At 52.5% G+C, this 21,579-nt stretch carries 22 protein-coding genes; 12 read left to right on the plus strand and 10 right to left on the minus strand.

Translation table 11 applies throughout. From position 1 onward, the window contains the following. The first annotated feature begins 295 nt into the window (after positions 1-295). Together petJ and AC5JO6_RS11525 are read left to right on the plus strand one after the other, a co-directional pair. Positions 296-640, plus strand: coding sequence for a cytochrome c6 PetJ (gene petJ / locus AC5JO6_RS11520; RefSeq protein ID WP_496081205.1), 345 nt, complete (start codon positions 296-298; stop codon positions 638-640). A 4-nt stretch (positions 641-644) separates the two neighbouring features. Continuing rightward, positions 645-1,955 carry an urease accessory protein UreH domain-containing protein gene (locus AC5JO6_RS11525; protein WP_496081206.1) on the plus strand — a complete coding sequence of 437 codons (1,311 nt, stop codon included), beginning with the start codon at positions 645-647 and terminating at the stop codon, positions 1,953-1,955. Between the two features lie 26 nt (positions 1,956-1,981). On the opposite strand, the gene AC5JO6_RS11530 is transcribed toward AC5JO6_RS11525, so the two are convergent. From AC5JO6_RS11530 to AC5JO6_RS11540, 3 genes are all read right to left on the minus strand, one after another. Beyond that, the gene (locus tag AC5JO6_RS11530) at positions 1,982-2,422 is read right to left on the minus strand and encodes a hypothetical protein (RefSeq protein ID WP_496081207.1); all 441 of its coding nucleotides are present in this window, start codon (positions 2,420-2,422) and stop codon (positions 1,982-1,984) included. 631 nt (positions 2,423-3,053) lie between these two features. Beyond that, a complete protein-coding gene (locus AC5JO6_RS11535; protein WP_496081208.1) occupies positions 3,054-5,384 on the minus strand; it encodes a helix-hairpin-helix domain-containing protein in 2,331 nt (776 codons plus the stop codon). Beyond that, the gene (locus AC5JO6_RS11540; RefSeq protein ID WP_496081209.1) at positions 5,338-6,393 is read right to left on the minus strand and encodes a hypothetical protein; all 1,056 of its coding nucleotides are present in this window, start codon (positions 6,391-6,393) and stop codon (positions 5,338-5,340) included. The genes AC5JO6_RS11535 and AC5JO6_RS11540 overlap by 47 nt, the downstream gene beginning before the upstream one ends. 401 nt (positions 6,394-6,794) lie before the next feature. On the opposite strand from AC5JO6_RS11540, the gene AC5JO6_RS11545 reads away from it, so the two are divergent. Together AC5JO6_RS11545 and AC5JO6_RS11550 are read left to right on the plus strand one after the other, a co-directional pair. Further along, complete coding sequence (locus AC5JO6_RS11545) at positions 6,795-7,259, plus strand: hypothetical protein (protein WP_496081210.1); 465 nt, start codon at positions 6,795-6,797, stop codon at positions 7,257-7,259. A gap of 324 nt (positions 7,260-7,583) precedes the next feature. After that, positions 7,584-8,717 carry a nucleotide-binding protein gene (locus AC5JO6_RS11550; RefSeq protein WP_496081211.1) on the plus strand — a complete coding sequence of 378 codons (1,134 nt, stop codon included), beginning with the start codon at positions 7,584-7,586 and terminating at the stop codon, positions 8,715-8,717. A gap of 17 nt (positions 8,718-8,734) precedes the next feature. On the opposite strand, the gene AC5JO6_RS11555 is transcribed toward AC5JO6_RS11550, so the two are convergent. After that, positions 8,735-9,523 (minus strand): ABC transporter permease, encoded by a 789-nt coding sequence (locus AC5JO6_RS11555; protein WP_496081212.1) that lies wholly within the window; start codon positions 9,521-9,523, stop codon positions 8,735-8,737. Positions 9,524-9,674: 151 nt separating this feature from the next. Beyond that, a complete protein-coding gene (locus tag AC5JO6_RS11560) occupies positions 9,675-10,655 on the minus strand; it encodes an ABC transporter ATP-binding protein (RefSeq protein ID WP_496081213.1) in 981 nt (326 codons plus the stop codon). A gap of 172 nt (positions 10,656-10,827) precedes the next feature. On the opposite strand from AC5JO6_RS11560, the gene AC5JO6_RS11565 reads away from it, so the two are divergent. From AC5JO6_RS11565 to AC5JO6_RS11575, 3 genes are all read left to right on the plus strand, one after another. After that, positions 10,828-11,811 (plus strand): GNAT family N-acetyltransferase, encoded by a 984-nt coding sequence (locus AC5JO6_RS11565; protein WP_496081214.1) that lies wholly within the window; start codon positions 10,828-10,830, stop codon positions 11,809-11,811. 11 nt (positions 11,812-11,822) lie between these two features. Continuing rightward, positions 11,823-12,053: a hypothetical protein gene (locus tag AC5JO6_RS11570; RefSeq protein WP_496081215.1), complete on the plus strand. Its 231-nt coding sequence runs from the start codon at positions 11,823-11,825 to the stop codon at positions 12,051-12,053. Positions 12,054-12,124: 71 nt separating this feature from the next. Beyond that, complete coding sequence (locus AC5JO6_RS11575) at positions 12,125-12,868, plus strand: SIMPL domain-containing protein (RefSeq protein ID WP_496081244.1); 744 nt, start codon at positions 12,125-12,127, stop codon at positions 12,866-12,868. A gap of 46 nt (positions 12,869-12,914) precedes the next feature. On the opposite strand, the gene AC5JO6_RS11580 is transcribed toward AC5JO6_RS11575, so the two are convergent. After that, complete coding sequence (locus AC5JO6_RS11580; RefSeq protein WP_496081216.1) at positions 12,915-13,280, minus strand: single-stranded DNA-binding protein; 366 nt, start codon at positions 13,278-13,280, stop codon at positions 12,915-12,917. Between the two features lie 444 nt (positions 13,281-13,724). Here AC5JO6_RS11580 and AC5JO6_RS11585 point away from each other — a divergent pair, with 444 nt between their 5' ends. From AC5JO6_RS11585 to mreD, 3 genes are all read left to right on the plus strand, one after another. Beyond that, a complete protein-coding gene (locus AC5JO6_RS11585; RefSeq protein WP_106257400.1) occupies positions 13,725-14,726 on the plus strand; it encodes a rod shape-determining protein in 1,002 nt (333 codons plus the stop codon). A 126-nt stretch (positions 14,727-14,852) separates the two neighbouring features. Further along, the gene (mreC, locus tag AC5JO6_RS11590) at positions 14,853-15,647 is read left to right on the plus strand and encodes a rod shape-determining protein MreC (RefSeq protein WP_496081217.1); all 795 of its coding nucleotides are present in this window, start codon (positions 14,853-14,855) and stop codon (positions 15,645-15,647) included. Then, positions 15,644-16,204: a rod shape-determining protein MreD gene (gene mreD / locus AC5JO6_RS11595; RefSeq protein ID WP_496081218.1), complete on the plus strand. Its 561-nt coding sequence runs from the start codon at positions 15,644-15,646 to the stop codon at positions 16,202-16,204. Before mreC ends, mreD begins: the two co-directional genes overlap by 4 nt. 18 nt (positions 16,205-16,222) lie before the next feature. Here mreD and AC5JO6_RS11600 read toward each other — a convergent pair whose 3' ends face one another. The 4 genes from AC5JO6_RS11600 to AC5JO6_RS11615 all read right to left on the minus strand — a co-directional run bounded on the left by AC5JO6_RS11600 (position 16,223) and on the right by AC5JO6_RS11615 (position 19,089). After that, complete coding sequence (locus tag AC5JO6_RS11600; protein WP_496081219.1) at positions 16,223-16,480, minus strand: hypothetical protein; 258 nt, start codon at positions 16,478-16,480, stop codon at positions 16,223-16,225. A 153-nt stretch (positions 16,481-16,633) separates the two neighbouring features. After that, complete coding sequence (locus AC5JO6_RS11605) at positions 16,634-17,398, minus strand: ABC transporter ATP-binding protein (protein WP_496081220.1); 765 nt, start codon at positions 17,396-17,398, stop codon at positions 16,634-16,636. After that, positions 17,399-18,274 carry an ABC transporter permease gene (locus AC5JO6_RS11610; protein ID WP_496081221.1) on the minus strand — a complete coding sequence of 292 codons (876 nt, stop codon included), beginning with the start codon at positions 18,272-18,274 and terminating at the stop codon, positions 17,399-17,401. Positions 18,275-18,543: 269 nt separating this feature from the next. Next, on the minus strand, positions 18,544-19,089 hold the full coding sequence (locus AC5JO6_RS11615; protein WP_496081222.1) for a sll1618 family protein: 546 nt from the start codon (positions 19,087-19,089) through the stop codon (positions 18,544-18,546). Positions 19,090-19,232: 143 nt separating this feature from the next. Between AC5JO6_RS11615 and ruvB the strand changes: the two genes are divergently transcribed. Both ruvB and AC5JO6_RS11625 read left to right on the plus strand, forming a co-directional pair. Then, positions 19,233-20,348: a Holliday junction branch migration DNA helicase RuvB gene (ruvB, locus tag AC5JO6_RS11620; protein ID WP_496081223.1), complete on the plus strand. Its 1,116-nt coding sequence runs from the start codon at positions 19,233-19,235 to the stop codon at positions 20,346-20,348. A gap of 286 nt (positions 20,349-20,634) precedes the next feature. Continuing rightward, positions 20,635-21,534: a tetratricopeptide repeat protein gene (locus tag AC5JO6_RS11625; protein ID WP_496081224.1), complete on the plus strand. Its 900-nt coding sequence runs from the start codon at positions 20,635-20,637 to the stop codon at positions 21,532-21,534. Positions 21,535-21,579: the final 45 nt, after the last annotated feature.

The raw sequence follows: 21,579 nt of genomic DNA on the forward strand, positions 1-21,579 counted from the left end.
AACTGAATCTTTAGCGATCGCATCACTGGATATGCCATCCGGTTTGATTGATGAAAGTCATGCTGGATTCGCTTTCAGCTCTAGCTCTCGACGCTCACCGCTGACTACTGACTACTGACCGCTGACCGCTAAACCACTGCATACTTTTCACGAATGATTCAGAACTGCTACAGCAACTCACCCAAGCGACCAGGTGAGCGATCCTTAGAACTTCGACAGCCTGTCTTTTGACGCAGTAGACAGTCGAGTAAACAATAGAGCTTACCGATGCTTTGTTGTGACAAGGGGAACGACTGTGAAAAAACTGTTTGCTGTGCTGCTGGCGATCGTGTGCGCCCTCTGCTTTGCTAACCCGGTGCAGGCAGATGACTCAACCGCTCTCACTGCCAAGGGTGCAAAAGTGTTCAGCGCTAACTGTGCCGCCTGCCATCAGGGGGGAAACAATGTGGTTGCTGCTAATAAGAACCTGAAAGCAGCCGCGCTGAAGCAATATGGGATGGATTCTGCTGAAGCGATTATTACTCAAGTGACAAACGGTAAAGGTGCCATGCCGTCTTTCAAAGGTCGTCTGAAAGAAGAGGACATTAAAGCTGTTGCCGCTTATGTGTTAGACCAGTCAGCAAAGGATTGGAAGAAGTGATGTCATGACGGATCTGTGGCTGGTCATGTTGCTGGGGCTGTTGGGCAGCTTTGGACACTGTGTGGGCATGTGTGGACCGCTCACGGCTGCGTTTGCCCTTTCGCAGCAGTCCTCGCAGCAGTCCTCGCAGCACACGCCAACCTGGCAGCAGCGGCTTGCCTTTCATGGGTTGCTTAACCTGGGTCGCATTATCAGCTATGCACTGGTTGGCGCTGGGATTGGTGCGCTGGGATCGGTACTGGTAGCGGGCGGGCAATTGGCAGGCATTGGGAGTGGGTTGCGGCAGGGGCTGTCGATCGCCACCGGACTCCTGCTAATCTGGATGGGACTCACGCAGATTAACCCGAAGCTTTTGCCGGGTATCCCCCTGCTCCATCCCATGCTTCAGGGTGGCTTTCATGAGCGGCTGAGTACGGGCATGATGAAGCTCTCCAGCCACGCACATTGGTGGACTCCAGCACTGCTCGGCATGACGTGGGGGCTGATTCCCTGTGGCTTTTTGTACGCGGCACAGGTAAAAGCGGCTGAAACAGGCAATTTGTGGCATGGCACCGCTACTATGCTGGCGTTTGGTTTGGGTACTGCACCCTCGATGCTGGGCATTGGACTTTCGACTTCGCTGCTGAGCCGCGATCGCCGGAGCCAGCTTTTTCGCATGGGCGGTTGGGTCACGCTGGCGATCGGTCTGCTCACCCTCCTCCGCACGGATGGAATGGTCGATTACACCGGGCACGCTGCCATCTTCTGCCTCATGTTGGCGCTGCTTGCCCGTCCTGTCAGCCGCTTCTGGCAGTTTCCTCTGCGCTATCGTCGCGTTTTGGGTGTGGGAGCCTACGTTCTCTCGCTGGCACATACGGGGCACATGCTCGCCCATACGTTTGAGTGGGATCTTCAAGGTCTGCCCTTTTTGCCGATCGAACAACAAGTCGGGATCTGGGCAGGCATTGTGGCGATCGTGCTACTGACTCCCGCAGCTCTCACCAGCTTTGATTGGATGGTCAAGGCACTGGGCGATCGCTGGCGCTACATCCACCTACTTGGAGTACCCGCCCTAATCCTTGGGGTAGTTCATACCGTGCTGGTTGGCTCCCATTACCTCGGCGCAACCGAATGGACAGCAGCTAATAAAGCACTTTCTGGCTGTGTCATTGCAGCAACAGCGGTAATTTTGCTCGTGCGGCTGCCGTGGTTTTGGTCGCTACCGTTCTTGAAGCCGTTTTATAGTCCGCCAGGTGGCGCTCAAGAGGCAGAAGGCAGAAGGCAGGAGGCAGAAGGCAGGAGGCAGAGGGCAGAAGGCAAGAGTCGCGTACTGTGATGATGGTGGCGCAATTAGCCTCCTAATTAGCCTCCTACGGTCACGCTGTAGTTGAGCTGAAACGATCGGAAGGTTGCGGGTGCCTTCGCTGTACCACTAAGCCGCAATTCATACTCCCCTGCTTTGGGAAACACAATGTCGGCACCTGGAACGCCTTTAAACGTTGACGCATTTACTGCCTTGAGAGTGGGTTGTAGTACTGGCGAGGCATTGCTAGCACGCGGCACTGCATACACAGCCAACCGACAATTGCACTGCGATAGCGGAATCGTGCTGCCCCCTTTGCGCGTTAACCCAAACCAGGCTTGAGACGGCACACCGGCTTTAGGATTGTGGTTTGGTTCAATATGAAATGTGGCTGCCACATCACCTGAAACCTTGACTGTGTGTGCGAGAACGGGTGTTGCCAGAAGCACAGGGAATATGAGCCAACCGATCGCCCGACGAAACTCTCTAACGCAAACCATAAAACCCCATCACAACATCTTGCCTATTTTTGGCGAATGCTGCTCTGACTGTCAAAAGACAGACTGTCGAAGCGATTAGAGGAAGCGGCAGGGAAAGAAGAGGGGAGCAAAGACAACCTGAAGCGGCTTTAATTTGTTGTGGTGTGCTTCTGGGGGTGTCTGAAGCGTGAGTCTTGGAGAATATCCAGCGAGTTTTTGACACTCGTGCGCGAGTCTTGAATACTCGTGCGTGAGTTTTGAATACTCGTGGACGAGGCTTTGATACTCGTGCGTGAGTCTTGAATACTCGTGGACGAGGCTTTGATACTCGTGAGTGACTCTCTGACACTCGTGAATGAGTCTCTGATACTCGTGAGTGAGGCTCTGACACTCGTGCGTGAGTCTTGGTTACTGGTAAGTGAGGCTTTGATACTCGTGCGTGAGTCTCTGACACTCGTGAATGAGGCTTTGATACTCGTGAGTGAGTCTCTGACACTCGTGAATGAGGCTTTGATACTCGTGAGTGAATCTTGGTTACTCGTGAGCGAACCTTGATACCAATTCAACTAATCATGATGGCAGATCGTCAACCTCTAAACGCGCCCCCTCTGCCCCCTCTTCCCCCTCTCCCCCTGCCTCCCCTCTCCCCTCACTACTTAAAGTAGATCAACAGATTCAACCCTGGAATCGTGCGCGAGAGCGTCCATAGCAGGAGGGCGATGTAGAGAATGCCCAGGCTCCACTGATACCAGACGATCGCGGTAATCAACCCAGGAAGATGTTCATCGCGCAGGCGAATGTCGTTGAAGCCGAACTTAAGCAAATTGTTGAGGCTGAAGTCAAAGTAATTGAGCCAGCTCCAGCGACGATCCCACAGCAGCGGCATATAACGTTCACGAAACAGCTCGAAGCGGGGAATGGTGGGCAACCGTCCGATGAGGATTCGCAGTTGGCGCAGCGACCCTTCTTCGGTGAAGTAGCTGACATCCATCATGGGGTGATAGCGCCCCACTTTGTAAAGCCGAATGGTTAGCAAAGCAGGCACAGGAATGATGAGTGCCGCAATACTGGCGATCGTCAGCCAGGGGCGATCGCCAGCCCGAAAGATTGAGACAAGCCCCCACAAAGACAGAACGCTGAATAATGACAGTACCCACAATGTTTCAGGGAGCTTTGGTAGCACGGGTCTGGGCGTAACGCGTCGCCAGCGATCGACCAGCCAAAACAGCACGCTAAAGTACGCGCTTGCCACTAGCCCCACCCCAAAAATCAGCCAGAAATCCGTGCCATAGCGTGTGAGCAGCAGCAATTGGCTCAAGCCCAGCCAGCTTAAACCTGCCGAGAGACGATTGAGTGCTTCTAAACTCGGCGTAACGGCTTCTTTGGCAATGATGCGATCGCGCACGTTGATATAGGTCGCCAGATCAACGCTGCCGACAATCAATAGATCAGCCGTGCTGCGAAACGGCTGTTGCGTCCGACGCTGGACGATCGCGGTTGCCTGCGTTTGCGAAAACCCCACATCCAACAACTGTGCTATGGGTGCTGTGTTGATATTGATACCAACTAATTGCTGACGCAGTTCTCGCAGGCGTAACCGTTCACGCATATATTCCAACTGGTTGGCATCGGGAATTTGTTCCAAACGCCGGAAATTTCGCACCAGTTCCCGCAGCAGGTTTTCGTTGCCTTGTAGCGTTGGCACTGAGATCACGCGGCTGATTTGTCCTGGATTGCCGATAATTTTGGCGCGATCGGAGTCAAACCGCAGTCCTGGCACATTCAAATAGGCACCTTTGGCAAACCCGGTATAGCCAAACTCCGCTCGATCGAGAATCGACGCACCGCGCAAGTTTACCGGGCGGTTGAACTGCGCTTCTCGAAACAAAACTGTTTTTTCAAACACCGCGTCTGTTAGAAAAAACGACTGATTAAACGTATCCTTTGTAAAAATCGCCTGGTCTTGCCAGTGCGCCTGTGCAAAGTCGGCATTGCCCAACCATTGCACCCGCGTAAAATTGGTCGGCTGCTGAAATAACGCTTGATTGAAGTTTGCCGTCGCTTGAAATTCGCTGTTCTGAAAATTCACGGCACCGCGCCATTGTGTCTGCGTAAACTCTGTTTTGGCAAAGAAAATGCTGCTGCGAAAGCGAGCATCCCGCTCAAAGATGGCTCCCGCAAAACTGGCATTCTGACTCAAACGCGCCTGTGACCAATCCGCCAACTGAGCAAACTGCACGCTCTGCGCTTCGACCCGATTGAGAAAAAACGTGTTTGTAAAGTCAGCTAACCCTGTGAAGCGAGTCTGAATCAGCTTCAGCGGTCCTCGAAACACCGTAATTTGCAGCGGTGCTGGCTGAATCCCTGCATCGGGTGTGGAAAGCAACGACTGCGAAAGGGTGCTGAGGCGGGATAAGAGTCGTCGATCGCGCTGTAGCTGTTTCTGTTCAGCAGGTGTAAAGATCGGCGAGAGCGATTGCCCATACAGCGGTGCCCGTAGCCCCAACTGGCTGATCTTAAACTCACCCTGAAGTTGCGAGTAGCTGAGATCTAATCCGACTGGTGTACCAGGACGTTGTAGCTGCCCCTGCACGAGACTGTAAAACTGATCGCGAAAGGCGGCGTTTTCTGAACGCAAATCGATCGTCAATCCGCTCAAGTCGAGAATACGCACTCCATCGCTCTGCATGGGATTCTTCAGCCGCTCTTGCAAAAGCTCCAGAGTGAGGGGCACCCGATCGGGTTGGGCGATCGCTGCCCACGTCGGCTGAGGCATGGCAAAGAACACCACTGCCCAGACAAGCAGCAACAGCAAAGCATAGAAAGGTTTTCGAGACACTGCGATCGCTCTGGAACTAGCTGCTATCAGAATACAGATAACCGTGCCGCTATAGGCGATTGCCTCGGCATTGCAAAAGCAGCTATTGGTTGGGGCATCAAAAGGTGGAGCCGTTTGCAAAGCCGCGATCGTAGGCAGCATCATAACCAGGAGGCACCTGTCGCTGCTGGTGAAGCTTGGCATCCCAGTAGCCAGCATCCCACCAGAGATAGTCCGATCGCTGGCTGAAGGCGTAAGGGTTCAACACTTCTGGCTGTAGCTTGAGTACGTTAAGACTGCGCTGTCTAGCCTGTAGCCCTGCCTGCTGCGACAGCATCAGGGCACGATCGATCGCCAGCAGGCGACGCTCCTGATCGTGACGAATGCTGGGTTCAATGTTGCCCAATCCGGGCGCGTCCCACCGATTTTTTTGAGGATTCCAGTAGCTCCACACGCGAGCCTCAAGGATGGCATCCTGTCCGTTGAAGCCCTTTTGCTTTGCCTGCAACAGGCGATCGATGTAGCCCTGATCGCTCAACGCAGCCAATGGGGCTTGATTTGCCAGGTCAATGCCATTGAGTTGCTCTGCCAGCGTCATCTGGAGTTTGACCACTGCTGCTTGTTGCAGTAACGCAACATGTTGAGACTGCAAGCGACGGAGTTGACGATCGTCCGCTGCTTCGGGTGTCGAGCAGTTGTAGCGAACCTCTCGGCAGTGCTGAAAGGAGAAGCTGCCCAGATTCCAAACTCCGTTACCAGGATCTTTATGCCCGTAATAGGCACGGGTTTTTCTGCCGTCTGGGGTGCGTGTGCCTTCAGCATGACCGACCGTCCGCGCTACCAGCGAATTTGAGCCGCCTGCGAAGAGCGTCTGTCGCATTCCGATCGGAGCACTGTGCGATTCAGCGGCAGCAGGCTGGTTGGCTGTGGCTGCAATTTTGACAGCAGGCTGGATGCGTTTATCAAAATCTGCTTTCCAGGCAGGAATGCAGGTGACGATCAGCAGTGCCATACCCACCCATCCAGCGTGAATTAGCAAGAGTAGTTCAGACTCCCGCGATCGCCTGCCTTGTCGTTGTACTGGCGGTGTGGTCGATCGCGCCGTCCTCACCGTCGTAGCCCGATAGCGCGGCGATGGCTCAGGGATGGTGGCTTGGGTGGACGATTTGAGCAAAGCAACAAGCCTCAGATCAACTTAACGTAAAGCGACACGCTTGATGTCAGGACAACTGTTCTACTGCATTCTACCGTGCTGGCTCAGCTAGTCATAGCTTTGGTCTAGATCTGAAAGAGAACGAGCGATCGCCATGCTTGTAGCCGAGTTCACACTGTCGCTGGCTTGCGCTCACAGCGTGTTAAAGCTTTTAGACAGCGTTGCTACCCAAGCTGGTGATCCAGTCAGGTGATTGAGGGGTCACGCGATCGGGTGAATTTGACCATGCTGCGGCTGTTTTTTGCGTAATGCAGTCAATTTAACTAGAGGAATAAAAAGTAGCCTACTTAACCATTTCTTGCTCGGTAGCCTACTTAACCATTTTATTCTGTAAGGAGATTTTGTAGCTGCACCACTTTTCGATGACTGCTGAAAACCCTGGTCACGTTGCTCACGTTCTAGCAGAAGTTTTGCAGGGCGCGTGTACCCTCTTCCCACCGCATCCGGGTAGCTTCATGGCGATCGCACTCGACGACTATGGCACGATGATTGAGGTCTACCCTGCTGAAACTGAGCTGATGCCAGGTTCTGGTACCGACCAGGTCACATTTTCTAGCAATGCGTTAGCGTCCCCGTTTAGTGCCACTCACGTTGCGATTTCAGTGCCTACCAGCCAGGCAGAAATTGAACGCATTGGCACACGGGAAGGCTGGCGCGTTGTTCGTTGCAATCGTGATGGTTTCTTTGACGTGCTCGAATTTTGGGTCGAGAACAAGTTGATGCTAGAGTTTCTCACACCCGCGATGGCGGCAAAGTATCTTGAGTTTATGCAGCCTCAAAACCTGCAAAAATTCTTTGCAGAAGCGGGTGAAGCGGTGGCAGTTTGAACGCCTTAGATGCGTACGATGACATTAGGACTTACGTATTTTGACCAAAACCTTAGAGGGTGAAGCCACTCTGTTCACGATGCTTGCTGCCTGGTTAAAACCTCTGAGGGTTGCGTAAGTCCTAGACATTTGCGCGATCGCCCCACGCCTCTTCTCATGCGCCCCAATCGCTCAATCGACGCATAGCGCCATAGACTGAAACATCTCCACCGATCGCGCCTACAGATTGTTCCATCAGCCGTTGACGATCGCACTTTCCTCGACAGGTTTGGGCTAATCTCTAGAAGCGACTATCTCTACCTGACGTGCGATCGGTGCAACCCCATGCCACAGTTTGAGAAAGACCCCGATTTCAAGACGGTCATCCTACAGCACTTTGAGCAAGATGGCTGGACGGCAACCCTTGCCCCACCCAACACGCTGGGCTATGACATTGAGTTGGTACGCGGCAGCGAATGTGTTGCGATGCAGGTAAAGTCTCAGCGGGCGAAAGTCCATGCGGGTCAACTAGAGAAATTTATTGATTTTTTAGAGCGACCCGCAGCGGCTAAATTTACACGCGGGTTTCTGCTTTCGGCATCGGGGTTTACGCCGTCTGTCTTTACATATATGCGGACAGAAGAGGTTGTAGATGTCGCGCTGGGTAGCTTTAGAGAGGATCAGCTTGTCTGGGAAGATGGTGACATTCCCCCACCGCAACCGAAAGCGCAGCTCACCTACATTGGCGTGTTTACTTGCAAGGGTGGTGTGGGCAAAACGACGATCAGCGCTCACCTTGCAGGAGCCTTTGCGCTCAACGGGTACGATGTTGTGCTGATTGACCTCGATCGCCAGAGCAACCTGCGAAAGCTGCTTGGGGATGGCGTTTATATTCCCGGACGACGAGGCGGCTTGGGCGCAACGATTACCGTCCTCAACCACACCGAATGGCGCGAAGAAGAATATCCCGATACCCGCGTTGTCATTTGCGATTGCAGTCCGGAGTATGACGCGAATCCAGAGGCATTCATCGAAAAATTCAACTACTGCCTGATCCCCACAACGCTCAACCCGTTAGGGATCAACAAAAACGCTGATGTTATCCGACGTACCTTTGCAGCCGTGCGACGCAGCAATAGCAATGCCGAACTATTTGTCATCGTCAACAACTACCACAGCGACGAACCCAGACGCAACGAGGTGCTCAATCGCATCTTAAAGACCGAATTTGAAACCTTGATGGCAGATGATCCCAAGTGCCATTACATCGACCCCGAAACCGTCGCCATTCGCTTTAGCAAGCAGCTTTTGTATTGGGGCTACCACATTGTTGAAAATGATAAACCACAGCTAGCCTTTCGAGAAATTGGGGGTCGATCGCTCCCTCGCGTCGATTTTCTCAAACTGGTTGATTATCTAGAAGATCACACCAACATCGAAACAGCGAAAGCTCAAGAAGCCCTGGCACCCAACAACTAACAACCAAAAACTCTCACTCACGCCCCCATCCCCGAATACTGCTTTAGCCCCTTGTGCCACAGCCAGCGGTAGGTCGTGAAAAAAATAGCCGTCCAGCCCAGCATGACAAGCAACCCTTGACCGAGGTTGACAGGCAGACCAACCAGCAAGCTGGCGGGGAAGTGAATCAGGTAGGGAAACGGTGTCCAAAGGACGATCGCCCGCATCTGCGGTGGATATACCTCCAACGGCGCGACCATGCCCGACAAAAACAGGTAAAACAGAAACCAGAACTGCTCTAACGCACTGGCACGCTCCGTCCAAAAGGCGAACATGGACAAGGTGTATTGCATTAAAAACCGCAGCGCAAAGGCAAAGACAGCCGTGATCAAAAACAAGAGGAAGCCGCCCAGACTCGGTAGCCAAAGCGCCTGTGGGTAAAGCCAGAAGAATAACGCAATCAGCCCAAACGCAAAAGGCAGACGGGCAAAGCGCTCTGCAAAGTGGGAGAAAAAGTAATGCCACGCGGGATCAAGCGGCTGCAACAGGCGGAAGGACAGCTTGCCCTCGATAATCTCGCGCTCAAATTCCCAGATGACCCAAACCACAGTGAACTGACGGACGACGAATGCAGCCAAAAAGTAACGGGCAAACTCAATCGGCGTTAAGCCAAAATTTCCGTTTTGCGCCGCCTGCATCCAAATACCCATCAGAATAATTGGCAACGAACCCGACAGCACCCACAGCAGCAATTCAGCCCGATACTCCACCATATAGGCGTAGTACACAGAGGTCATGGTTTGGGCAATTTTGATGATGCGATTCATAGTAAGAATTTAGCAATTAGCGGTCAGCGGTCAGCTTTAGAATTGTTTCTTTCAGCTTATCGTTCTAGCATTGAGGCTAATAGCTGATAGCTGATAGCTGATAGCTGACCGCTGATAGCTGATAGCTGACCGCTGGTAGCTGACCGCTCTTTCACGCCACCCCCGATCGCAACACCCGTCCAATCACTTCCTCGATCGGCGGTTCTGTGACCGACAAATCCACCACCTCTAGTTCAGATAAGAGTTTGGCAACCGTGCGAGTGAGGCGTTCTTGCGGCACCAAAAATTTGGCAAGCAAACCATCCACCGACTCCAAATCGCCATAGAGAGCCAGCTTTTCGGCAGAGTAAGGATTTGCCAGTTCGATATTAACTTCGCGGCAGGGGGCAAAGCGATCGACCAAGCCATCCAGACTGCCATCGTAAATCAAGCGCCCTTCATGAATCACCAGCACTCGCTGACACAGCGCCGTGATGTCTGCCATGTAGTGACTGGTTAGCAAAACCGTTGCCTGATAGCGCTGGTTGTACTCGCGCAAAAATTCGCGGACGCTGACCTGAGCATTCACATCCAGTCCCAATGTCGGCTCATCTAGAAAGAGGACGTGCGGCTGGTGGATCAGTGCTGCGAGTAGTTCGGCTTTCATCCGTTCACCGAGGGAGAGTTTACGGACTGCCTGAGTGAGCTTTCCTTCTAGAGACAGCATTTCGGTGAGTTCGCCGACGCGGGTTTTGAAGTCGCGATCGCTGATCCCATACACTGCCGCATTGATCCGCAGCGAATCCAGCGCGGGCAAATCCCAGATCAACTGCTGCTTTTGCCCCATTACGAGCGTGATGTTCTGCAAAAAAGCAAATTTGCGCTGAAACGGTATGTGTCCCGCAACGTTGATGCGTCCCTCAGATGGATGGATCAGTCCCGTAAGCATCTTCAGCGTTGTCGTCTTACCCGCTCCGTTTGCGCCTAGAAAGCCGACGATTTCTCCCGGTTCGATGGCAAACGAAATCGACTGAACGGCTTTGATTTGACGATAGGTTCGCCGCAAAAAGTGCTGGAATGTCCCTTTTAGCCCCGGTTCTTTCACCGCAACGGGATACAGCTTGCTCAGGTTCTCAGCCAGAATGACAGGCATGGTTACTCTTGCTACGAAATTGCACCAGTTCATTGTGTAGCTATCTGGACGCGCGCACTTGTCGCACGATCGCCACCCCTTCTTTATAAACCTTAAACGCGATCGCCCTCAGCCTCTGGCCGCTGATAGTGCGGCTGAACTTAGTGCGCCTGAACTTAACGGAGTCCCCACCGTGTCTACTCTATTGTCTACAAATATCATCATGCGTCCCTACGCTGGTGAAGCAGATTTGCCCGCGATCGCCGACCTGCTCAACGCCTGCGAAGCCGTCGATCGGTTAGATGCAGGCACCTCGGTTGATGAGCTACGCCAGAAGTTTACTGATCCCGACTTGGATTTAAGCCGCGATGTCCGCGTATGGCAGGACGATAACGATCTCATTGGTTTTGCAGCCATTTGGGTACTGCCACCGGGCGACAACCATAGCGGCTTTTTGTGGTGTAACGTTCATCCAAAGGCACGGGGAAGCACTCTGGAAACTCAGATGCTTGCCTGGAGTGAACAGCGGATGCGTGAAGTTGCCCATGAACGCGGTGTCTGTGTCTACCTACGGGCAGGCGCTCGCTCTACCCATCACTACCGCGTCTCGCTGCTAGAACAGCATGGCTTTGCGATCGAACGCTATTTCTACCGCATGACGCGATCGCTATTAGCACCCATCCCCGAAGCTCAGTTTCCGGCGGGGTTTAGCGTACGTCATATAGATAGCGATCGCGATGCCGAAGCGTGGGTTGCTATGTTCAACGAGTCGTTCATCGATCACTGGAACCATCACCCTCTCACGATCGAACAGTTCAAGCATGAGACGACGGAACCTGACTACAATCCTGCGCTCGATCGCATTGCCATTGCTGCCGATGGCACCTTTGCCGCCTTTTGCGCTGGGCATATCTACCCAAAAGACAATCAACGCAACGGGCGAAACGAAGGCTGGATCAACATACTGGGCACTCGCCGAGGCTTTCGCAGATTGGGGTTGGGTCGTGCCATGTTGCTCTCAGGGCTACAGCAGCTCAAGGCGATCGGCGTTGAGACAGCCCTGCTGGGCGTAGACTCCGAAAACCCATCCGGTGCACTGCGGTTGTATGAATCAGTCGGGTTTAGCAAGCTCTATACGTCGATCGCTTATGCGAAAGAGGTGAGGGGTGAGGGGTGAGGGGTGAGGAGATGGGGGAGCAGGGGGAAGCAGGGGGAGATGGGGAAGCAGGGGAAGCAGGGGAAGCAGGGGAAGCAGGGGGAGCAGGGGAAGCAGGGGAAGCAGAGGCAGCAGAGGCAGGTTTGAACGCCTTCTGCCTCCCTACTCCCTACTCCCTACTCCCTACTCCCTACTCCCTACTCCCTACTCCCTACTCCCCATTCTCTCAAGTTGCCAAAACTGTAACCAAACATACCTTCTGACAATTCAGTGGCAGAGTGAATACAGTCAAACCATTTCACTTCATCGTTTTTTGTGAGGAGATCTTACTGTGATGCATTCAACCCCTTCGATCGTTAAAACTGCTTCCTGGAATCGCTTGAAGACGCTGATCGTCAGCGCCGGACTGTTGAGCCTTGCGATCGCCAATCCCGTCCTCGCACAAGAAAAAATGCTGCGGACGCTGACCGTCACTGGGCGCGGCACAGAAATGGTTGCTACAACGATTACTCAAGTGCGTTTAGGTGTGGAGGCACAGGGCAAAACAGCGAATGCGGTGCAGGAAGAAGTGGCACGGCGATCGAACGCAGTTGTCAATCTCTTGAAAGCTCGCCAGGTAGACAAGCTGGAAACGACAGGCATTAACCTCAGCCCAACCTACCAGTACGACAATGGCAAACAGACGCTGACGGGCTACTCTGCCAGCAACATTGTCAGCTTTCGCATTGCAACCACTAAAGCAGGTGTCTTACTGGATGAAGCGGTTAAGGCAGGCGCATCGCGGATTGACGGCGTGAGCTTTATTGCCACCGATGAGGCGATCGCAGCGACTCAAAAATCTGCGCTCCGTGAAGCGACCCAGGATGCTCAGGCACAAGCGGATGCCGTCTTTAGTGCCCTCAACCTGAGCAAAGGACAGATTGTCAGCATTCAGGTTAACGGTGCGTCTGCGCCTCCACCACGTCCCCTTGAGGATTTTCAAGCCATGCGAACTGCCGCTGCACCAAAAGCACCCAGTCCTGTGATCGGTGGTGAGCAAGAAGTCCAAGCCTCAGTAACGTTGCAAATCAGCTATTAGGTGAATCGTAGGGACGTTACATGTAACGTCCCTACAGAAGGTCTTTCTAAAACTCCTCATCGTAGCCGCCGCTGTTGGCTCCTGCTTCATTGTCGCGTTTGGAGCCTAGTAGATCGAGCCGTTCGACGCGAATGATGGGCTTGGAGCGATCGTCCCCCGTGCTGCGATCTTTCCACGTATCAAACTTGAGCGCGCCAGTTACGCCAATCAGACTGCCTTTACGAACATAGTTAGCAGCGACCTCAGCCGTTTTGCCCCAAAGCTCTAGATTGAACCAATCTGGCTGATCGTTGTTGCGAGTTTTGCGATTGACCGCCAGCGTTAAACTACACTTGACGCTGCCCGATTCAAAATACTTCACATCTGGATCACCACCAACACGACCTACCAGGGTTACAGCATTCAGACTCATATCTGTTAACTCTTTTGCATGAACAGGTTTTGCATGAACAGGTTACACGGCAGACTTTGCTACCCAATCTCATCTTAAGAGTTGAGTCCTAAGATATCGACTGGTACAAGCGTATTTTAGCAGCTATACGCTGTTTGCGAGTAGTTCCAACCGTCTGGCGATCGACCCTCAGCCCTCTACCTATGTCTGATTGGTAGCAATTGACCCATAATGACGATACGTTTCTAGTTAAGATTACTACTATGGTGCTTACCTTAGCTATTTGAGGCAATTTTTCGTGATTGATATATTATGCTGACTGGACTCACAGCTAAAAACATAATAGGATCCAACCTTGATTGCACGTATAGTGATGTAGGTGCAAAATGATCCAGTCATCCATTTGTTATTTGAGAGGCATAGAAGCTCGTGGGACTTTTTAGTCGCTTTTCCCTTTCGCGGGATATGGGCATTGACCTTGGCACAGCAAATACATTGGTTTACGTGTCGGGCAAGGGTATTGTCCTGCAAGAGCCGTCCGTTGTTGCTATGGATCAGGATTCTAAGCTACCGCTGGCAGTCGGTGAAGACGCAAAGCGGATGCTTGGTCGTACCCCTGGCAATGTCATTGCACTTCGCCCGCTTCGCGATGGTGTAATCGCTGACTTTGACACGGCTGAGCTGATGCTGAAGCATTTTATTACGCGGGTTCATGAAGGTAAAACGCTAGTATCGCCTCGGATTGTCATTGGCATACCTAGCGGTGTTACAGGTGTGGAGCGACGAGCCGTGATGGATGCTGCGTCTCAGGCAGGCGCACGTGATGTTTACTTAATTGATGAGCCAGTAGCCGCCGCGATCGGGGCAGGCTTACCTGTTGCAGAACCGACAGGCAACATGATCATCGACATCGGTGGCGGCACAACCGAAGTTGCGGTGTTGAGCTTACAGGGTACCGTGCTGAGTGAGTCTGTTCGCGTGGCAGGCGATGAGTTGAGTGAGGCGATCGCTCAATACATGAAGAAAGTGCACAACCTGGTGATTGGTGAACGCACCTCTGAAGAAATCAAAATTACGATCGGCTCTGCGTATCCGGTGGATGATGACACCACGATGGAAGTCCGAGGGCTGCACCTGCTTTCTGGATTGCCGCGCACAGTTGCCGTGAAAGCACCCGAAATCCGTGAGAGTATGTCGGAACCGTTGGCAGTGATTGTTGATGCCGTCAAGCGCACACTGGAGCGAACTCCACCCGAACTTGCAGCAGATATTATCGATCGCGGTATTATGCTGGCAGGTGGTGGTGCTCTTTTGAAGGGAATCGATACGTTGATTAGCCACGAAACTGGCATTGTTGTTCATGTGGCAGCTGATCCATTGAGCTGTGTCGTACTCGGAACCGGGCGCGTCCTGGAGAACTTTAAGCAACTGGAGCGAGTCTTCAGTGGTCGATCGCGCAATTTTTAGCGATCGCGTTTGTGTCATTGCGCTGCTAGCTAATCTATTCAATTCAATTCGTCCTGAGTCGTCACATGCCTTCTATTCAATCTTGCTAGATTCAGTTAACGCTCGCTTAACGCCTAAATTGCTTGCATGTATACCCTACGTCGCTGGTGGGATCGGCACCGGCTAAGAGTTTTTCTAGCGAGCATGGCTGTTGGTTCGGCTCTGCTCATCCGGCAGACCCAGGCAATGCCCGTGTTTGAAACCTATCAATTGTTCTCCCGTCTTTTCCAGCCAAATCCAGCGAAACAAACTCTGCTTGAGAACGCTCAACTGCAAGAATTGCAGCAGCGACTCACTGAGATCGAAAGTCAAAACCAGCGCCTGCGTGAGCTGTTGGGCTATGCCTCGGAAAACAAGCAGTCGGGGATTACAGCTCCGGTGGTTGGACGGAGTGCTGACCATTGGTGGCAGCAACTCATCCTGGGACGGGGCAGCAACGACAACGTCAAGGTTGGCTACGTGGTGATGGCTCCTGGTGGAGTCGTTGGTCGCGTTACAGACGTTACGCCCAATACCAGCCGAGTTTTGCTTTTGAGTGATCCGTCGAGCCGCATTGGGGTGACGATTAGCCGCAGTCGCTTTATGGGCTATATGCGTGGGCAATCAACAAGCCATGCCGTCATGGAGTTTTTTGACAAAGTCCCAGATGTGCGGCGCGGTGATGTCGTGTCTACTTCGACCTTGAGCCAGTTCTTTCCTGCTGGAATGCCGATCGGTCGTGTGGAGTCGGTCAATCTCAACAAAAGTCCTGCACCTGAAGCCACGATCGAGCTTTCTGCCCCTGTTAGTTTTCTGGAGTGGGCGGTGATTTACCCCCACGATCAGTCTGGACAGCCCATTAGAGCGCCTAACCAGGTACCTGGCAAGAAGCCTGAGCAATGAAAAGCGAAGCGTTAGTAACCACTTGGCACGAAAGCCCATCGCAACGATTAGTTGTTAACTGCGTTGTGACAGTAGGTTCATTGCTGCTATGTTTGCTCATTTTACCGACTCGTCTGCCTGGCATGGAACTGGCAGGCATTGGACCTAACTGGCTGCTCATTTGGGTGGTTGCCTGGAGCGTTAACCGAACCATGTTTCAAGGGGCATTGGCGGGGCTGGTGCTGGGTTTGATTCAAGATGGGATGACGGCTCATACACCAACCCACATTTTGAGCCTGATGGTCGTTGGCGTTTTGACGGCACGCTTGCGGAAAGGGCGATATATTCAGGAAGACTTTATTTCAGTCGCGCTGATTGCCTTTGGTACCGCAGTCATAGCCGAAACCGTGATGGCAATTCAGTATAGTTTCCAAGCCGATCGCTCCCTGGTGGAAATCTGGACGTATCACCAGCTTATTGCTTTGAGTTCTGCGATTCTGAGCAGCTTGTGGGCACCTGTCATCTACTTTCCGCTCAACCGCTGGTGGCAGTGGATCGAGAGTCTGGAAAAAGAGTAGGGCAAGCCTGCGATCGCCTTATGGGGTCTCTATTAACGAGAGTAAGCGCGAGAACCAGTAAACAATTTCTGGGTCACAGTGAGTGGTCAAGTGAGCAATGTCATTGGCAAGCTGATACGCTATTTCTGCTTTGGGATGACCGCTCAAGCGTGCATGATGTATCAATGCTGTTTTCAAATCGCCCGGATAGGTCGGCAAACCCTGTTCGCCCACACATTGAAGCTGTTTAAGAATCGGGCTCCAATCAATTTCGTTGACGGTAATACTTGCGCTCATAAATTTTTTATGCTCTAAAGTCTTTGCTTCTAGGCTAAAGGCTATAGCTCATCAAAGCAAACATTCTTTGTTTTCCAAAGCATCAATTAAATTTATGAGTTGGCGTTAGCCTCAATGATACGCAACGGCGATCGCTGACTGAAAGGCTTAGAGCTATACGTGACGTAGCCCCATATCCAGCTTCCGCTCAACGGCACCCAGGTATTCGTCTGCGACATCGTCTGTACGACCCATCAGGCGGATGCAGCCCCGATCGAGCCAGATCGCACGATCGCATAGCTTGTGAATATCGTTCATGCTGTGCGAAACCAGCAGCACTGTAGAGCTACCGTCCCATAGCTGCTCCATCCGCTGCTTACATTTTTGCTTAAAACTCTCATCACCGACTGACAGCACTTCATCCAAAATCAAAATATCAGGCTGCACATCTGTTGCGATCGCAAACCCCAGGCGTGCGGTCATCCCTGACGACAACGCTTTGACAGGAGCTGACGCATAGTCCTTTAACTCTGCAAATTCTAAAATAGAAGGCGCTCTAGTCAGCATTTCATCTCGCCGAAAGCCTAGCAAGACACCGTACAGGACAATATTTGCCATCACGGTCATTTCGGCATCAAACCCTGCACCAAGCTCAATGAGTGGTGCAATTTGCCCCCGCACTCGCAAAGAGCCATGAGTCGGTTGCAGAATACCAGAAATCAACTTGAGTAGGGTTGACTTGCCAGAGCCATTCGCGCCAATGACACCAACTTTTTCGCCTGCTTCTATAGACAGGTTGATATCGTCCAGCACTAACTTTCGTGCTGGTTGACGGTATTTGCCTTCTACAAAAGACAGCAGCGTTTTTTTCAAGTCATAGGAGAACTCTTCTTGAGTTCGTCGTGCCAGTGAAACGTGATCGAGACGAATGACTTCCATCTAAAGTAAATCCATAAACTGCGGTCGCCACCATCTGAAGCAACTCCAGCCCAGCCCAAAGATGACAACGCTGCTTAGTAGCGCTCGCACGAGCATACTGACATCGGGAGGTTCGCCTGAAAGCACAATTTGACGAGTGCATTCAATAATCGGGAAGAGCGGATTCAGTTCTAAGAGCGGTCTGACCTGAGGTGGCACAATGGACGCTGGATAAAACACGGGACTACTAATCCAGAGGACGAAGACGATTAGCTCATAGAAGTAAGGCAAGTCTCGAAAGAACACATACAGGGCGCTGACAAGGAACCCGACTCCCAAGCAAACCAAGGTAAGAGCGATCAGTGGAAGCGGAAAAATGGCTAAATTAATCAAGCTTTTAGTCACAATCGCTGCCACCAATTCTGGCAACGGCAGGGGAGCGGTAAGCTGACTCAAGACATGATGTCTGACGTTAACGACCGTCATGATCGCCAGCAATGGCATGGGACCGACCAGAAGCTGAAAGACGTTCGCTGCGTTTATCGATACAGGAAACACACTTACCGGCAAACGAATTTTGTTCAGCAGCGGACCATTGCCCACAACGCTCGTCAGTGCCTGCGCTGTTGCCGCCGAAAAAAAGTTGATGATCACAAGCCCAGCGAATGCCGCTTGAGCGTAGCGAAACAGTGAGCCGTAGTACTGAACGGCAAAGACACCCCCAAAAATGGCAGTGTAGAGTCCAGTCATGGTGACTGGGTTGAGCAGCGACCAAAACACTCCCAGAATCGAACCTCGATAGCGGGTATGCAGGTTACGCTCTACCAAAACACGAAGCAACTCCCAATACCGCTGTGCCTCCGATCGGGACAGGTTTTTCTGAATTGAGATTGCCATGTTTAAATGAAACCGAACTAAATTCTAATTACGATCGCTGATCTAAGTTCTCTGGAATCGGTACCGATGTCAACTAGTTTACGTTACGACTGTTGCTAAACCACTCCAGTTGCCAAACCATCCAGCAACAAGAGGATAACAGGCATGACGCTAGTTTGCACACTGCCGCTTTAGAGACGATGCAAGCGATTTCATTGTTCCATCAGTCCAGACTAGGGCTATGACACGGTTACTCTGTGAACGAAGAAAGCCTCTCAAGCCTCAGGCACTCATCCTATAATGCCTATCTCCTTCAGTACTTGCTGAATCGCCTGCTGCTGCTCCAAATCGTATCTCCAGCGCTCCAAAAACGTTTGATAAGCGCCCGTTTTTGTTTCGATCGCCCCTGCCAACTGCCGTGCTTCGAGCTGCACTTGCGGCAACTGGAGCTGATCAATGAGCTGTGCTGTGCGCGATCGCACCCGCTCTGAACCCCTTACCATCGCTTCATCCTGGTTGCGGTGATGCGTGAGCGCCATTGCCGTAGACATCGCCAGATTTTTCACCAACAGCAGTGCCACGATCGCAGGCGACGTTCTCAACGCTGCCACGATCGCTGGTGCTGGCTGGTCCGCTAATGAACGATCGTCGCTCAAGTACGTCACGAAAAAGCCCCTGGCACCATTCTCGCTGCCCATTAGAGCACACACCGTTGCTTCAAGTGCTGCTGCGGTCACGGTACCTTGCTCAAGACTGTCCAAGAGCGTTTGGGTGAGCGCGATCGCCTCTGGAAAGCTCACGGCATCAGGGACGGTGAAACTAGACTCAACTGCCATCTTCTCAAGTTCTCTAAGTGTGCCTCATGTTTAGCGGTCAGCTATCAGCGGTCAGCTACCAGCTTCAACACTGGGACGATTAAGATTAAGAGGATCGAGCACTTCCATGCCTGACGGCTCACAGCTGATTGCTTCCCCAAAGTATGGCAATAATCTCCTCCAAGCAACCGTCTCCAGATGCGGATGGTCAAGAGCCTGACGATCAGTTGCCTTTAGACACTGGCAATGGCAAGCTACCGAAATCTGGTTCTCTGCTGCAACCAAATCCAGAACCCGAAGAACGGGGCAAACAAGAAGAGCGCTTACGCCCTCAGCGCTTGGCGGAGTACGTTGGGCAAAAAGACCTGAAAGAAATCCTGGATATTGCCATTCGTGCCGCCAAAGCTCGCAAAGAGACCCTGGATCATCTGTTGCTCTACGGTCCTCCTGGCTTGGGCAAAACAACGATGTCGCTGATTTTGGCAACGGAAATGGGCGTGAATTGCAAAATTACCAGTGCGCCAGCGCTAGAGCGCCCTAAAGATATTGTGGGACTGCTGGTCAACCTACAACCAGGAGATGTTCTCTTCATTGATGAGATCCATCGGCTCAACAAAGTCAGCGAGGAACTTCTGTATCCGGCAATGGAAGATTTTCGGGTTGATTTGACGATCGGGCAAGGTTCCAGCGCCCGTATGCGATCGCTCAAATTACAGCCTTTTACGCTGGTGGGTGCCACCACACGAGTAGGTGCGCTTACGTCACCCTTGCGCGATCGCTTCGGGCTGATTCAACGTCTGCGCTTTTATGAACTTGATGAGCTGACGCAAATTGTGCTGCGAACAGCGAAACTCCTCACTACGGCTGTCACGTCTGACGGTGCCACCGAAATTGCCCGTCGTGCTCGTGGCACACCCCGCGTTGCCAATCGGTTGCTCAAACGAGTGCGTGACTATGTGCAGGTCAAAGAGCTGGGAACCATCAATCAGGCGATCGCGGCTGAAGCCTTAAAGCGCTTTAATGTTGATCCCTGCGGTCTGGATTGGACCGATCGCCGACTACTCACCGTGATGATCGAACACTTTGGCGGCGGTCCGGTTGGGCTGGAAACAATGGCAGCGGTAACGGGCGAAGATGCTCAGACGATCGAAGAAGTCTATGAACCCTATCTGCTGCAAATTGGCTATCTCAACCGTACTGCGCGAGGTCGCATTGCCACTGCTGCCGCCTGGAAACATCTGGGGTACACTCCGCCCGATACCCAGCTCTCAGTGCTCTAGACGGCTCATCGACGCGCACTCTACTTATAAACCCTGACAAGAGAGTGAATTTTGAGAAAAGATGGAAACGACTGGCATGTTGGGGTTGCTCAAGCAGAGGGTATTCTCTACTCAAGGACAGCAGACAAACCCCAGACCTTTGCTAACCTTACAGAGAACCCTGCGTTTTGCCTTTGATATCGGACTTTCTTGAGAAAGAATGCAATGTTACCCGCGCTAAGAAACCATTCTTGACCTGTGCAGATCATCATCCGGCTTACTTTGCTGTTCATTGGGTAGTCTTCCTATGATTCGGTTTCTCTTTGTTTTGCTGAGCGTCTTGCTTATGAGCGTGCTCACCGTACCGCCTAGTTTGGTGCTGGCGGCGGAGCAAGCCCCCGTGACAGCGTCGACACCATCGACTACACCTGCTCAGCCAGAGTTGTCAGCACCGCCGACAGAAGCCTCAGCACCGCCTCAACCGACGGCGTTGGATTTATACAAGCAACTGGATGCGATCGCCGACAAAGCCTTCAAAGCCACCAATGAAGGCAACTTTCGTACCGCAGAAGACTATTGGACACAAATCATCGAGAAACTGCCGCAAACTGCTGCCGCCTGGAGCAATCGCGGTAACGCTAAAGTGAGCCAGAATAAGCTGCAAAGTGCGCTGGTTGATTACAACAAGGCGATCGAGCTGGCACCAGATGCCCCTGATCCATACCTCAATCGCGGGACAGCGCTCGAAGGGCTGGGCAAATGGGAAGAGGCGATCGCCGATTATAATCGCGTCCTGGAACTCGATCCCAAAGATCCCGCCGCCTTCAACAATCGCGGCAATGCTGAAGCTGGGCTGGGGCAATGGGAAGCCGCAGCGGCTGACTACAAACAAGCGACTGAGCTTGCCCGTGACTATGCCTTTGCAAATGCCAACTACGCACTGGCACTTTACCAGCTGGGTCAGCACGATCAGGCGGTGCGTAAAATGCGAAATCTGGTACGCAAGTATCCTCAATTTGCCGATATGCGAGCTGCCCTCACCGCCACGCTTTGGGCACAGGGTAAACAGGGTGAAGCCGAAAGTCAGTGGGTCTCAGCCGTTGGTCTCGACTCGCGCTACAAAGATCTGAAGTGGCTCAAAGACAACCGCCGCTGGCCCCCAGAAATGGTGGCGGCGATGGAGAAGTTTTTGAAGCTAAAAGCTTAGAGAGGAGAGAGGAGTGAGGGGCTGGAAGGCTAAAGGCTAAAGGCT

The organism is Tildeniella sp., from assembly GCF_059505325.1.

Bases quoted from the DNA above. Each gene is read 5' to 3' on its own strand.
- AC5JO6_RS11545 (WP_496081210.1), top strand. From the start codon at position 6,795: ATGACTGCTGAAAACCCTGGTCACGTTGCTCACGTTCTAGCAGAAGTT.
- AC5JO6_RS11550 (WP_496081211.1), top strand. From the start codon at position 7,584: ATGCCACAGTTTGAGAAAGACCCCGATTTCAAGACGGTCATCCTACAG.
- AC5JO6_RS11580 (WP_496081216.1), bottom strand. From the start codon at position 13,280: ATGAGTCTGAATGCTGTAACCCTGGTAGGTCGTGTTGGTGGTGATCCA.
- AC5JO6_RS11525 (WP_496081206.1), top strand. From the start codon at position 645: ATGACGGATCTGTGGCTGGTCATGTTGCTGGGGCTGTTGGGCAGCTTT.
- AC5JO6_RS11585 (WP_106257400.1), top strand. From the start codon at position 13,725: ATGGGCATTGACCTTGGCACAGCAAATACATTGGTTTACGTGTCGGGC.
- mreC (WP_496081217.1), top strand. From the start codon at position 14,853: ATGTATACCCTACGTCGCTGGTGGGATCGGCACCGGCTAAGAGTTTTT.
- AC5JO6_RS11560 (WP_496081213.1), bottom strand. From the start codon at position 10,655: ATGCCTGTCATTCTGGCTGAGAACCTGAGCAAGCTGTATCCCGTTGCG.
- AC5JO6_RS11530 (WP_496081207.1), bottom strand. From the start codon at position 2,422: ATGGTTTGCGTTAGAGAGTTTCGTCGGGCGATCGGTTGGCTCATATTC.
- AC5JO6_RS11535 (WP_496081208.1), bottom strand. From the start codon at position 5,384: ATGATGCTGCCTACGATCGCGGCTTTGCAAACGGCTCCACCTTTTGAT.
- AC5JO6_RS11625 (WP_496081224.1), top strand. From the start codon at position 20,635: ATGATTCGGTTTCTCTTTGTTTTGCTGAGCGTCTTGCTTATGAGCGTG.
- AC5JO6_RS11600 (WP_496081219.1), bottom strand. From the start codon at position 16,480: ATGAGCGCAAGTATTACCGTCAACGAAATTGATTGGAGCCCGATTCTT.
- AC5JO6_RS11555 (WP_496081212.1), bottom strand. From the start codon at position 9,523: ATGAATCGCATCATCAAAATTGCCCAAACCATGACCTCTGTGTACTAC.
- AC5JO6_RS11575 (WP_496081244.1), top strand. From the start codon at position 12,125: ATGCATTCAACCCCTTCGATCGTTAAAACTGCTTCCTGGAATCGCTTG.
- AC5JO6_RS11615 (WP_496081222.1), bottom strand. From the start codon at position 19,089: ATGGCAGTTGAGTCTAGTTTCACCGTCCCTGATGCCGTGAGCTTTCCA.
- mreD (WP_496081218.1), top strand. From the start codon at position 15,644: ATGAAAAGCGAAGCGTTAGTAACCACTTGGCACGAAAGCCCATCGCAA.
- AC5JO6_RS11570 (WP_496081215.1), top strand. From the start codon at position 11,823: ATGGGGGAGCAGGGGGAAGCAGGGGGAGATGGGGAAGCAGGGGAAGCA.
- AC5JO6_RS11610 (WP_496081221.1), bottom strand. From the start codon at position 18,274: ATGGCAATCTCAATTCAGAAAAACCTGTCCCGATCGGAGGCACAGCGG.
- AC5JO6_RS11605 (WP_496081220.1), bottom strand. From the start codon at position 17,398: ATGGAAGTCATTCGTCTCGATCACGTTTCACTGGCACGACGAACTCAA.
- ruvB (WP_496081223.1), top strand. From the start codon at position 19,233: ATGGCAATAATCTCCTCCAAGCAACCGTCTCCAGATGCGGATGGTCAA.